Source organism: Bradyrhizobium sp. 25ACV (assembly GCF_054863005.1).
Genome location: NZ_JAVAYO010000008.1, coordinates 273,281 through 286,862, shown reverse-complemented (window position 1 = coordinate 286,862; position 13,582 = coordinate 273,281). Strand labels below are relative to the sequence as shown.

Here is a 13,582-nt window from a genome sequence, read left to right as displayed (position 1 = left end):
GCCTAGTTCCTGATGTCCATGGCGCTGCGCAGGCCGTCCGAGAGCAGGTTGAAGCAGATCGAGACCGCGAAGATCATCGCGCCCGGCAGCGCGGCAACCCAGGGATTGACGTAGATCGCGGTGCGCAAGGTGTTCAGCATCAGCCCCCATTCCGGCTCCGGCGGCTTGGTGCCGAGGCCGAGGAAGGAAAGACCGGCGGCCAGGATCATCGAGACTGAAATGAGACTGGTGGCATAGACGAAGATCGCGCCGAGCACGTTGCCGAGGATGTGAACGCGCATGATGGTGAAGGGCCCGGCGCCAGAGGCGCGCGCGGCCTCGACGAAGTCCATGTTGCGCACGCCCGTAGTGACGCTTTCGGCGACGCGGGTGATCTGTGGCACAAACACGACGGTCAACGAAACGATGGAATTGAGGATGCCGGCGCCCAGCGCGCCGGAGATCGCGATCGCCAGCAGCACCGAGGGAAAGGCGTAGAACACGTCGATCGTGCGCATGATCGCGGTGTTGAGCTTGCCGCCGACATAGCCGGCGACGAGACCCAGCGAGGTGCCGATGCAGAAGGCGAGGATCACGGGCAGAATGCCGATGACCAGCGACAGCCGCCCGCCATAGATCAGCCGCGCCAGCATGTCGCGGCCGAGCTCATCGGTGCCGAGCGGATAACCAACGGTGCCGATGTGGCGCAGGCGGCGGATCATGGAACCCTTGTAGGGATCTTCCAGACCCAGCCACGGCGCGAGGATCGCCGACAGGAAGATCAGCAGCAGCACCAGCGCGCAGGCCATGCTGACCTTGTCACGCCGGATGCGGCGGCCGACGGTCGCCCAATAACCGCGCGCCTTGGTTGCCGGCGCGGCCTGCAGCGCGGCATCGGCGGTGGCGGACAACGGAAGCTCGCTCATTGGCTAGCCCCGCTTGATGCGCGGATCGATCGCGGCTTGCGCGATGTCGACCATGAGATTGAGGAAGACGAAGAACAGCGCCAGGATCAGGATCGTGCCCTGCAGCAGCGGCAAGTCGCGCTGGAAGATCGCCGAGTTGAGCAGGAAGCCCGAGCCCGGCCAGGAGAACACGGTCTCGATCAGGATCGAGCCGCCGAGCATATAACCGAGCTGAAGCCCCATCACCGCGAGCGCGGTGGGCGCGGCGTTCTTGATGACGTGGCGGAACACGCCGCGCTCGTGCAGACCTTTGGCGCGCAAGGCCTCGACGAAATCCTGGCTCAGGATGTCGCCGGTCAGCGCGCGCACGGTGCGGGTGACGATACCCATGGGAATCACCGATGTCGTGATCGCGGGCAGCACGAGGTATTGCAGGTGTGCCCAGTCCCAGGCCCAGGTGGCGGAGCCGCCCGGCCCGGCGCCGACCGCGGGCAGCCAGTTCAGCTGCACCGAGAAGATGATGACCATCACCATGCCGAGCCAGTAATGCGGCACGGAGACGCCCGCGATGGCAAAGGACGTCGCGAGCTTGTCGATCCAGGTCTCGCGGAAATAGCCGGCGATCAGGCCGAGCAGGATGCCCATGGTGAAGCCGATGATCGCGGCGGCAATCGCCAGCGTGACGGTATTGCTGACGGCGCGCATGACTTCGGCGAGCACGGGGCGCCCCGTCGCAATGGAATTGCCGAGATCGCCGTGCAGCGCGCGCATCAGCCACAAGCCGAACTGCACCGGCAGCGGGCGGTCAAAGCCATAGGCGGAACGGAGCTGCGCGGCGAGCTCCTGCGAGGCATCGGCCGGCAGCACCGCGACCAGCGGATCACCCGGCGTGATGTGCACGAGCAGAAAACACACCAGCGCGACGCTGATGACGATCGGAACGACATAGACGATGCGTCTGGCGATATAGGCGAGCACGTTTGATTACTCAGGTTAATGCGTAGAGGCCATCATGGCCGGGCTTGTCCCGGCGATCTACGTTCTTATTGCTCCGTCATTCCGGGGCGATGCGAAGCATCGAACCCGGAATCTCGAGATTCCGGGTTCGCCCTGCGGGCGCCCCGGAATGACGGAAGAAAGACGTGGATGCCCGGGTCAAGCCCGGGCATGACGCCTCGATAGAGCGATGGCCGCCTCACTACTTCATCGACACCAGCGAGAAGTCGATGAACCAGCTCTTCGGCTGCACGACACCGGTCACCTTCGGGCTGATGGCGCGAGGGCCGACGTCGTGGGCGACGTAGAGGAAGGCGGCATCGTCGACCGAGGCCGCGTGCAGCTCGGCGAGCGCAGCGTCACGTGCGGCGGGATCGAAGGTCTGGCGCGCCTTCTTCACCAGCTCGTCGAACTTGGGATTGTTGATGAAACCCCAATTGTTCGAGACCGGCGGCGCCATGCCCGATTGCAGGAAGCGCACCAGGGCGAAGAACGGATCCATCGCCGCGTAGGTCACGTTGGTCGCGTGCGAACCGTTCGCCGACGGATCCTTGGCGCCGCGGCGCCAATTTGTGAACAGCGTATTCCATTCGATGACGTCGAGCTGCACATCGAAGTAGCATTCGGCAAGGGCCTGCTGGAGATACTCATTCATCGGCAAGGGCTGCATCTGGCCCGAACCCGAGGCGGAGGTCTGGGTCTTGACCGTCAGCTTCTTGTTGGGGCCGAACCCGGCCTCCTGCATCAGCTTCTGCGCAGCCGCCTTGTCATACTTGATCTCGAAGCTCGGCTTACCGCGCCAGGGATGGCCGGGTTCGAAGGTGCCGGTCGCCGGCACCATCAGGCCGGCGAGCAGGCCGTCCTTGAGACCTTCGCGATCGACGCAGAGGTTGGCGGCCTTGCGCACGCGGATGTCGTTCCAGGGCGAACCCTCGACGCGCGAGAACTGCCACGGCCAGACATGCGGCTGCTCGTTGGCGTAGAGCTTGAAGCCGCGCTGCTTCAGCTCGGGCAGCGCGTCCGGCGCCGGCGCCTCGACCCAGTCGACCTGACCGGAGAGCAGCGCCGCGGTGCGGGCGTTGGCTTCCGGCATCGGCAACAGCACCATCTTGTCGACCTTGGGCACGCGCGCCTTGTCCCAATAGCTCGCGTTCTTGACGAGCTCTAGCCGCTCGCGCGGCGTGAAGCTCGCCATTTTCCACGGGCCGGTGCCTGCGGCGTCCTTGGCAAACGCCGTCCACGCCGCCTGCGACTTGGCCTTGGCGTCGGCGCCTTCGGCCTTGTCATAGAAATGCTGCCACTTCGCCGGGCTCGCCATGAACAAATTGGTGAGGTTGATCGGCAGGAAGCTGTCGGGCTCCTTGGTGGTGAGCTCGACCGTCATGTCGTCCATCTTCTTCGCCGAGGCCAGCGTCGGCATGCGCGAGGCCGTGACGCCGACCTGGCTGGCGTCGAACTGCGGCGCGTCCTGCTTCAACACCTTCTCGACGTTCCACACCACCGCATCCGCGTTGAACGGGGAGCCATCATGGAAGGTCACGCCGGGGCGCAGCTTGAAAACCCACTTGGTCTTGTCGGCATCGTCGACCTTCCACTCGGTGGCAAGGCCGGGAATTACCACGCTCGCCTTCTCGGCGGAGGACAGGTCCCAGCCGGTCAGCGCGTCGTACATGGTGAGGCCGGTGAAGCGGTTGCCTTCAAAACCCTGATCGGGCTGGCCCAGCGTGCGCGGAATATCGGCAGCGGTCATGCCGATGCGCAGCACGGTGTCGGCACTGGCCTCACGCGGCCATGCAGCCACCGTCGTTAGAGCGAGCACCGCGATCCATGCCGCGCGCGTGTTCTTCTTCTTAGTAAGCATCGCCTCAATCCTTTTCCGGCTTCGATGACTATTTTTGATGCAATCGTATGCAATGGCTATGCCAAAGAGAAACTTATTCTGCAATTTGGCCCTGCGACGACAAGTCCTTGTAGGTCGCAGGCGGGTGCACGCGCCGCGCTGCCTATTCTGGCATCAAGATTGCAAGTTCGGTCCCGAAATCCCTGGGAGCTCTAGGCCATGCGTGTTCGTCTATCGATTTGTCTCGCCGTGCTTGCACTGGTGGCATCCGCAATCTCGGCGCGCGCCGAAACGGTGGTGCGCTACGGCATCTCGATGGCCGACATTCCGCTCACCACGGGTCAGCCCGATCGCGGCGCCGGCGCCTATCAGTTCACGGCCTACACGATCTACGATCCCTTGGTGGCTTGGGAGATGGACGTCGCGGACCGGCCCGGCAAGCTGGTGCCGGGGCTTGCGACTGAGTGGAAGGTCGATGATGCCGACAGGACCAAATGGCGCTTCACGCTTCGCAAGGGCGTCAAGTTTCACGACGGCAGCGAGTTCAACGCCGACGCCGTGATCTGGAATCTGGACAAGGTGCTCAACGACAAGGCGCCGCAATTCGACAAGCGGCAGAGCGCGCAGGTGAAGACCCGCCTTCCCTCCGTTGCAAGCTACGCCAAGGTCGACGATTTCACCGTGGAGATTACCACGAAGACGGTCGATTCCTTCTTCCCCTATCAGATGCTGTGGTTTCTGGTGTCGAGCCCCGCGCAGTACGACAAGCTCAAGGATTGGGACAAGTTCGCCAGCCAGCCCTCCGGCACCGGCCCGTTCAAGCTGACCAAGCTGGTGCCGCGCGAGCTCGCAGAACTCAGCAGAAATGCGGACTACTGGAACAAGAAGCGCATTCCCAAGGCCGACAAGATCGTGCTGGTGCCGATGCCGGAAGCGCTGACCCGCACCAATGCGCTGCTCGCGGGGCAAGTCGATCTGATCGAGACGCCGGCGCCGGATGCCGTGCCGCAGCTGAAAGCCGCCGGCATGAAGCTCGTCGACAACGTCACACCGCATGTCTGGAATTATCATCTCAGCGTGCTGCCGGGCTCGCCCTGGACCGACATCCGCCTGCGCAAGGCCCTGAACCTCGCGATCGACCGCGACGCCGTGGTCGGGCTGATGAATGGCCTTGCCAAGCCTGCCAAGGGCCAGGTCGACCCGTCGAGCCCGTGGTTCGGCAAGCCGGGCTTCGAGCTGAAATATGATCTGGCCGCAGCCAAGAAACTAGTCGAGGAGGCCGGCTACTCCAAGGCCAAGCCGCTGAAGGCCACCTTCATCATCTCGCAAGGCGGCACCGGCCAGATGCTGTCGCTGCCGATGAACGAATTCCTGCAGCAGAGCTTCAAGGAGATCGGCATCGACATCGACTTCAGGGTGGTCGAGCTCGAGACGCTCTATACGCATTGGCGCAAGGGCGCGGCCGACGAGATCAACGCCGGCATCACCGCCAACAACATCGCCTACGTCACATCAGACCCGCTTTACGCGATCGTCCGCTTCTTCCATTCGGGCCAGATCGCGCCTGTGGGCGTCAACTGGGGCGGCTACAAGAACCCGAAGGCGGATGCTCTGATCGACGAGGCCAAACAGACGTTCGATAGCGCCAAACAGGACGAGTTGCTGGCCCAGGCGCACGCGCTGATCGTGGACGACGCCACGCTGGTCTGGGTCGTGCACGATACCAACCCGCACGCGCTGTCGCCGAAGATCAAGCAGTTCGTGCAGGCGCAGCACTGGTTTCAGGATCTGACGACCATCGGGATGGAGTGAGAGGCAAACACAGGTGTCGTAGGGTGGGCAAAGCGCAAGCGTGCCCACCATTTCTAGATTGCCGAGCAAGATCGTGGGCACGGCGCTACCGCGCCTTTGCCCATCCTACGAGAGTTTTTGCTTCGGGCACACCTCCGCGTCAAACGCGGCCGTCGTCCCGGGCAAGCGCAGCGCAGACCCGGGACCCATAACCACAGGGAGTGGTTTGGCGAAGACTCGGAGTTACCAGCTCGCTCCAATAACCACTCCCTGTGGTTATGGGTCCCCGCGTTCGCGGGGACGACACCTCTATTGTGGCAACGGCGAGAACCTTTCGCGCACCCACTATTTCGTCAGCAGCGCATATGCCCCGGTCCAGCCTTCCGGCGGCGGGTTGAGCTGGAAATCCTTGATCCTCGCCTCGTAGAGCCTGAACAGCTTCTCCAGCGTGTCGGCATCTTCGCTGTGACGGCCGCGTTCGATCGCATCGAGTGCGCCCTGCCAGTCGCGGCCGCGGTAGCAGCCGAGCATCTCGATGGTGATGTTGCGCAGGCGCTGGAAGGCGCCTGAGTGCATCACGTCCTCGCGCCCGGCGATGGCGTAGATCACCTCCGGCTCGGTCTTGCCCTTGACCATGATGAAGTCGAGCTCGAGGATCGCGAACTTGTCCTTGGCGGCAAGCGCGGTGCGAGAGCCGACGATGATGGGAAAGCCGTATTCCTTGGTTTGCCCTTCGAGGCGCGATGCCAGGTTCACGCTGTCGCCGAGCACCGAGTAATTCTTCTTCAGGTCGGAGCCCATGTTGCCGACCACGCCGATGCCGGTGTTGAGGCCGATACCGACATTGAGCGGGATGTAGACGCGGCCGCCCTCGGCGGCTTCCTGCTCGCGCTCCTTGTTGACCGTGTCGATCTGCTCCAGCATCTGGATCGCGGCCTCGCAGGCGTTGATCTGGTGCTCGGCATCGTCGAGTGGCGCATTCCAGAACGCCATGATGGCGTCGCCCATATATTTGTCGATGTAGCCCTTCCGCTCGATGATGACGTCGGTCAGCGGCGTCAGGAAGCGGTTCATCAGCTCGATGAGCCCTTGTGGATCGTGCTTGTAGCTCTCCGAGATCGTCGTGAAGCCGCGCACATCGGAGAACATGATCGTCATCTCGCGCTCCTCGCCGCCGAGCACGAGCTTCTCCGGCGATTGCACGAGTTGCTCGACCAGCACCGGCGACATGTATTGCGCAAATTGCCCGCGAATCTGCACGCGCTGCCGCTGTTCGCGCACGAAGCTCGCAAAGATCAGCGTCAGGTAGACCGCGGTGGTCGACAGCAACGGGTAGGTGAAGTCGATGAGATAGCGGTACTGTGCGTAGAAGAACCAGGATACGCCGACCAGGATCGCGGCGAAGGCCCCACCCGCAAGCACCAGGCGTACCGGTCCGAGATTCGGCGTGAATATGATCACCAGCAGGCCGATGATGAGCGCGGCGAGCAGCTCGACGCCGAGTGCGTAATTTGGCTGCGAGATCGCCGCGCCGCTCAGCACGCTCTCCAGCACCTGGGCGTGGATCTCCACGCCCGGCATGGTCGAGGATACCGGCGTGGTCTTGATGTCGTTGAGCCCGGCCGCGGAGGTCCCGACTAGTACCAGCTTGCCGGCGACTTTGCTCGGCGACACGCTGTTGTCGAGCACGTCGGCCGCGGAGACGTAGATTGAGGGATCCCGGCGGGCGTAGTGCACCCAGAACTGGCCGTTCTTGTCAGTGGGGATCTCGACGCCCTTGAGGCGCACGGCCCGCACGCCGGTCTTGTCGGTCCTGACCAGCAGCGTCGGCGTGCCCGTGACGACCCGCAGGATCTCGAGGCTGAGCGAGGGCATGATGTTGCCCTGGGCGCGCATGATCATCGGCACGCGGCGGATGAACCCGTCCCGCTCTTTCCTGATCGAAAACAGGCCGCGGCCGGCTGCAACCCTCTCGATGATCGGCACGTTGCGCAGCAGGCCTGGAAATTCGAACAGGAAGCGTTCGGCGCCCTCCTCGCCGACGGTCGCCACCCCCGTCAGCGGAAGTGATTTATCAAGCTCGGTCAAAACCTCGGGAAGCCCGGTCTCGCCCAGCACCACGCGCGAGCGCTTGATCGCATCGGAGAGAATCTGGTCGTTGCTCGGCAGCTCGCGCAGCTTGGCGCGGGTGGCATCGTCCAGATAGCGCATGTGGCTCGCGACCAGATCCGGGTTGAGCCGGTCGGGTTCCGAGAACACGACGTCGAAGCCGATCGCCACCGCGCCATTGTTGGTGAGGTTCTGGATCAGGTCGGCGATGCGCGTGCGCGGCCACGGCCATTGTCCGAGCTTGGCGAGGCTCTTGTCGTCGATGTCGACGATGACGACCGGCCGTGATGTCTTGTGCCTGGGATCGATCAGCTGGAACATGTCGAAGGTGCGCAGCCGCAATTCCTGGATCGGCGGCGGGTCCCACAGGCGCGCGCCGGCGAACACGACCAGCAGCGCAAGGCACATCAGCCGGGCGAAGCCGAACTTGCGCGCAAACCACCGCCGCAGGATCTTGAGACGTTTCATGTCGATCGGACTTCCTGCAACCGCCTCGGGTTCGATCTCGGATCGCAATGGCACAGATGGCCATGGCTCGGTCTCACAGGATAAGGGTTTTTTGCCGCGATCAAAGTGGAATGAAATGTCGCGCGCCTGATCGGACGCCTTTAGCTCACATGAAGAATGAAGTCACTGGCGTGGAGATTGCCGGCGACCGTATTCTTCAGGAGGATCTTGTCGCTGCTATCGAGCGTCAGCAAGGTATCGGTACCCTGCTGCTCCGCAAGCTGGGAGACCTGTGTCCACGACGTGATGCTGGTGAACTGCCGCAAATCGATCTTGTCGAGGCCGAGCTGGAAGTCGTCCACGGTGTGCTGAACCGCGGTCTGCGACGACGTCGGCGCGAACACGAATTGGTCCTTGGCGCCGCCTCCAATCAGCGTGTCGCTCGACTCCGTCGCGAAGATGACGTCCTTGCCGTCGCCGCCTGCCAGGGTGATACCTTGGCCGCTCGCTCCCTCGACGAAGATAAAGTTGACCGTGTCGGAATGGCCGGCCGAGTCGGCGACGGTCAGCGTAATCTGGTCGGTCGCGGGCGGCTGCGGGTAATCATCGGTGCTGGCGCCTGTCGGGGCGTAGACGATGCCAGTGCCGCCGCTCGCGAGGCCCGCGTTGATTGCGTCCAGCGAGCCCGTCATCGGGGCGAAATAGACGCTGCTGACGTCCGGATGTGCGGTCGACAGCGTGACGGTGAACGTATCGGCCGCTGCGCCTGCATCGGTGTCGATGACGGCAAGTTCGGTGACGATGTCGTTGCTGTTCTCGATGATGTGCTCGACCTGGAAGCTCTCGGTGTCGATGACGGGGCCGCTGGCGTCATTCGCCCCGGTCACGTCGACCGTGAGCGTGGCCGTGCCGGTCGCACCGTGCACATCCGTGGTCTGGACCGTAAACGTATCGGTGTAGGATCCTGCAGCCAGCGCATTGATGGCCTCGGCATTCGGAACGTAGCTGTAGGTACCCTCGGAATTGACCGTCAGCGTCCCGTACAATCCTCCGACCGTCGTTGCCGCATGGTGATCCGCATTGATGACGGCATAGGTCAGCGTCGCCGTCTCGCCGGTATCGACATCGTTGCCCGCCAACGTCCCGGTCAGATCGCAGAAGGTGTCGGCAGCAGCCGTGTCCGCGAGCGGACCGATGTGGAGATCTGCAAGCGTCGGCGCGTCGTTGGTGCCGGTGATCGTGACGGTGACGTCCTGGCTGATCTTGCCGCCATGCTGGTCGTCGAGTGTGACGGTGTAGACCTGGGTGATGGTCTGCCCTTCCGCGAGCGACTGCAGCACGGGATCGTTGTTGTCGAGCGTGAAGTGCCAGCCCAACGTCGCACCATTGTTACCGTCAGTGCTGGATTCGGACACCGACGAATCGATTGAGAAGGTGCCGATATGCGAGCTGGCTCCGAAGCCCGGCAGGTCCGAGCTGACGGACGAAGATTTGAACGACCATGCCGCCGTGTGGGTGTCGGTCAGGTCCAGATCCTGAATCGCCAGCGTGCCGTCGGCCGTGAGCGAGGCGCTCTCATCCTCGGTCACCGCGCCCGTCGCTGCGGCGGCATCGCTTGTGATCGTCGGTGCATCATTGACGCCCGTGATCGTGACGGTAACGTCCTGGCTGACGGTACCGCCATGATGATCGTCGAACGTAACGGTATAGACCTGCGTGATGGTCTGGCCCTGCGCCAGCGACTGCAGCATTGCATTGCTGTTGTCGAGGCTGAAATGCCAACCCAGCGTCGCGCCATTGCTCGTGTCGGTATTGTACTCGAGCACCGACTGATCGATCGTGAACGTACCGATGTTCGTGCTGTCGGCATCGAACCCCGGCAGGTCTGAGCTAACGGACGATGATTTGAGCGACCACGTCGCCGCATGGGTATCGATCAGGTCGACGTCCTCGATCGCCAGCGTACCGTCGATCGACAGCGTCGGGCCCGCATCCTCGATGACATGACCTGTCGCCGCCGCGGCATTGCTGGTGACGGTCGGCGCGTCATTGACACCGGTGATCGTGACGGTGACGTCCTGCGTGACCGTCGCATTGTGATTGTCGGTGAAGGTAACGGTGTAGACCTGGGTGATGGTCTGCCCTTCAGCCAGCGACTGCAGCATCGCGTTGCTGTTGTCGAGCGTGAAGTGCCAGCCCAGCGTCGCGCCGTTGTTGGTGTCCGTACTGGATTCGAACACCGACGGATCGATCGTGAAGGTGCCGATGTTCGTGGCGCCCTCGACAAAGCCCGGAAGATGCGCGCTCGAGGACGACGATTTGAACACCGCGCTTGCGGTATGGGTGTCGATCAGATCGAGATCTTGAATCGCCAGCGTGCCGTCGATCGACAGCGTCAGGCCGGTATCCTCGATCACTTTGCCCGTCGCCGCCGCGGCACTGCTAGTCACGGTCGGCGCGTCGTTCTTGCCGGTGATGACGACCGTGACGTCCCGGGTGACCGTTCCACCGTGATGGTCGTCGATCCTGACGGTGTAGACCTGCGTGATGGTCTGCCCTTCGGCCAGCGACTGGAGCACCGGGTCGTTGTCGTCGAGCGTGAAGGTCCAGCCCACTGCCCCGCGGGAGCTGGTGCCCGGGCTTTCAACCACGGGGGCAAGCGCGAACGTGCCGATATGCGAGGTGCCGTCGCTGAAGCCCGGCAGATGCGCGCTCGAAATCGTCGACTTCAGCGAAAAACTCGCGGTGTGCGTATCCGTGAGATCAGGATCGTTGAATGTGATGGTGCCGCTGGCGGCGAGCGTGGCCGCCGTATCCTCGGTCACTGCACCGGTCGGCGTGGTCAGATCTTCGACGATCGTCGGCACGTCGTTGGTGCCCTCGACATTGACGTCTGCACCGTCGATGGACACGGTAACCGGCGTGCTGACGACACCGCCGTGCCCGTCATCGACCTGCACCACGTAGTTGAGGGTCAGTTTCTCGCCTTTGGCGAGGAAATCGAACAGATGGTCGGGAACGCTGTAGGTCCAGGTGGCCGAACCGTTGTTGCCGTTTCCCGCTCCTTGTACCACGGTCAGCGGCACCTCGACGGCGGCGATCGCCGCGAGCTGCTGCGGCGTCAGCGTCGCGGTGATATCGTGGCCTTGCGCGTCGAGATATTTGAACGGCTGGGTCGACGAGAGCGCCGCGCTCACGATCGGGCGATCCGTCAGATCGACGTCGGTAAAGGTGACGGTGCCCGTGATGGTATCCAGAGTCTCGTTGCCGGTCCCGACCTTCTCGATGACGGTTCCGCCCAACGTCGTGACGGTGGGCTTGTCGTTCGTTCCCGTGACCGTGATGGTGATCGGGATGAATCTGGACTCGGGATTGACTGCGAAATTGGTGTCGACGCGGACCATATAGGTCAGCGTCAGCGTTTCGCCGGCCGCGAGGAAGTCGAAGACTTTGTCCGGGATCGTGTACGTCCAGACCGCCGAGCCGTTGTTGTTGTTGCCGGCGTCGGGGGCGACGTTGATCTGGATCTGGGTCGCCGCAATGTCCTGCTTCTGGAGCGCGGAGAGCGAGCCGGTGACGTCGTGCTGGCCGGCGTCCTTGTAGACGTAGTTCGGCGCTTCGGCGAGGCTGACGCTCACCGTCGGCCGGTCGCCGAGGTTTTGATCGACGAATCTGATCAGGCCGGAAATCGTATCGGAATGCGTGTCGCCGGTCACGTCAGCACGCTCGGTCAGCGCGAACGCCGTCTTCACATTGCCGCCGGCGTCGAAGCTTTGCACAATCGGCTGGCCGGGGATCCGCACGATGGGCGGCGTGGACGTGCTGGGCGCCTCCGATCCCTGCGGATTGAGATTGACGAATGTCGCGGTCGCGACGGCGCCGCCCCCCGACTTGAACACCACGTCCAGGCTCATCGGCGTGAGCGTGTCGGTGAAGTTCGTGGTCAGCTTGGTGTTGGTGTTGTTGTCGGTGAACTTCAGCGTGAACACGTCCGTGATCAGCTTCTGAACGTCCGGCGACATCAGTGCATTGGAGATCGAGACGTTGCCGCCGCTGATCTGGATCATCTGGCCGGCCTGGTTGACCGTCGCGATCGGCAGCAGCGTGACCTTGTCGAACAGGATGTAGGAGCCCGTGGTGCCGTTCGGCTCGACCAGCACCTGGAAGCTCGCCTGCGGCTGCGGATCGCCGCCACCGGCGGGAACGACGAAGTTGATCTGGGTCAGCACGGCAGTGCCGCGGATGCCCATGGTGGCGACCGGCGTGTCGATCTTCATGTCGCCGTGCTTGGCGGTCTCACCGGCGACGAAGGTGATGGTGCCGGCGACCAGGCTCAGCAGCGAGGAATTGCTCGACCCGTTGGGGTCGTAGACCATCTCGTTCAGCACCATCCGCGCATTCGAGGACAGGCCGAACACGGTGCCGTCGATGAAGGTGATGCCGAGCGTGGAATCCGCGCCGGTCGAGACCACGTCACCCTTCTCGACGTTGTCGCCGTTGTTCAGGATGACCGAGACGCCGTTGCGGATTGCGGTCGCGCTGCCGGACAGTTTTGTGACGTGGCCGATGACCTGGGCCGCGGCAGCGCCGCCGGGGGCGGCTTGAGCGACCTGGACATGGCCCGTAAGCGCGTTGACGATTTCGCCGGTGAGATGGGCGCCGTCGGGGGAGGCGAGCGCGGCGCGCTTGTCGCCCCTGAAATAATCGTGAACGACGAATTCGTGACCCTCGTGGGACAGCACGAGATCAAGACCCGCGCGCTTGAACTCGCCGTTGAAGATCAGGTTGGGGTCGGGAACAACGAACGCGCCCTCGGGCACGTAGCCATGCGCTTTCGCCGTAAAGGAATCGACATGAGCGCCGCCGGGCGAACGGGAACCCTGGCCGTCCAAAGGAATCGCGGCGTCAAATTGGCCAGCGTAATTCAACCGGTCACCGTATAAAGGGTTAAAATTTAGGTAAGTATCAACTGCCTAAGCTTGCATAGCATTAGCCAGTCCTTAGCGATACCATCTATTGCTTGTGTGATTTCGCATCACTTGGCCCCAGGAGGCCCCACCGCCTGGCGCCGCTGCAGAGAAGCGAAAGTAATCGTTGAAATACTCGGAAGTCGAATCTGGCCTGTTTCCACGCATTTCCAGTCATCCAAAGTAATCTGCCGTATAGTGACGGAACAGATACTTGCGCTATCTTTCCTTCGCGAGGTCCCGCTGCATCCTGCGGCAAATACGGAGTTAAATCTGTGACCTAACTAACAGAACCCCATGAAATAGGGGTCGGTAAAGCCATAGGGCCCAGATTCGGCACTGCCACAACTTGTGTCTGCAATTGGCTCGATTTCGCGGCGGCCGGACACCTCTAGCCGGCGAATCGTAAAATTTTACGCAATTTGGAGGGGCCCGTTTCAGCCTGTTCCCCGGTTTTGGAACCCCAGCCGGGCGCGTTAAGCAGAACAAAACGGCCCGTCTCGCACTATCTCCGCGAAAGCAACAAAGCCCAGCACGTTCAGGTCGAG

Annotated in this window: 5 protein-coding genes and 2 pseudogenes; 1 reads left to right on the top strand and 6 read right to left on the bottom strand. The window is 62.9% G+C overall.

Translation table 11 applies throughout. From position 1 onward, the window contains the following. Positions 1-2 precede the first annotated feature (2 nt). From RAD04_RS20770 to RAD04_RS20760, 3 genes are all read right to left on the bottom strand, one after another. On the bottom strand, positions 3-905 hold the full coding sequence (locus RAD04_RS20770; RefSeq protein WP_008131747.1) for an ABC transporter permease: 903 nt from the start codon (positions 903-905) through the stop codon (positions 3-5). A 3-nt stretch (positions 906-908) separates the two neighbouring features. Further along, positions 909-1,862 carry an ABC transporter permease gene (locus tag RAD04_RS20765; protein ID WP_461615893.1) on the bottom strand — a complete coding sequence of 318 codons (954 nt, stop codon included), beginning with the start codon at positions 1,860-1,862 and terminating at the stop codon, positions 909-911. A gap of 220 nt (positions 1,863-2,082) precedes the next feature. Further along, entirely contained in the window at positions 2,083-3,741 is a 1,659-nt protein-coding gene (locus tag RAD04_RS20760; RefSeq protein WP_461625237.1) for an ABC transporter substrate-binding protein, read from the bottom strand. Between the two features lie 198 nt (positions 3,742-3,939). On the opposite strand from RAD04_RS20760, the gene RAD04_RS20755 reads away from it, so the two are divergent. After that, entirely contained in the window at positions 3,940-5,532 is a 1,593-nt protein-coding gene (locus RAD04_RS20755) for an ABC transporter substrate-binding protein (RefSeq protein WP_461625236.1), read from the top strand. A gap of 324 nt (positions 5,533-5,856) precedes the next feature. Here RAD04_RS20755 and RAD04_RS20750 read toward each other — a convergent pair whose 3' ends face one another. The 3 genes and pseudogenes from RAD04_RS20750 to RAD04_RS20740 form a co-directional block, all read right to left on the bottom strand. Further along, the gene (locus tag RAD04_RS20750) at positions 5,857-8,088 is read right to left on the bottom strand and encodes a CHASE2 domain-containing protein (protein WP_461625235.1); all 2,232 of its coding nucleotides are present in this window, start codon (positions 8,086-8,088) and stop codon (positions 5,857-5,859) included. Positions 8,089-8,228: 140 nt separating this feature from the next. After that, positions 8,229-10,664 (bottom strand): annotated as a pseudogene (locus RAD04_RS20745) (VCBS domain-containing protein); the annotation flags it as partial. Positions 10,665-10,874: 210 nt separating this feature from the next. After that, a pseudogene (locus tag RAD04_RS20740) lies at positions 10,875-12,995 on the bottom strand (FecR domain-containing protein); the annotation flags it as partial. Positions 12,996-13,582 lie beyond the last annotated feature (587 nt).

Excerpts from the sequence above, each read along its gene's own strand:
- RAD04_RS20770 (WP_008131747.1), bottom strand. The coding sequence starts at position 905 with ATGAGCGAGCTTCCGTTGTCCGCCACCGCCGATGCCGCGCTGCAGGCC.
- RAD04_RS20750 (WP_461625235.1), bottom strand. The coding sequence starts at position 8,088 with ATGAAACGTCTCAAGATCCTGCGGCGGTGGTTTGCGCGCAAGTTCGGC.
- RAD04_RS20755 (WP_461625236.1), top strand. The coding sequence starts at position 3,940 with ATGCGTGTTCGTCTATCGATTTGTCTCGCCGTGCTTGCACTGGTGGCA.
- RAD04_RS20760 (WP_461625237.1), bottom strand. The coding sequence starts at position 3,741 with ATGCTTACTAAGAAGAAGAACACGCGCGCGGCATGGATCGCGGTGCTC.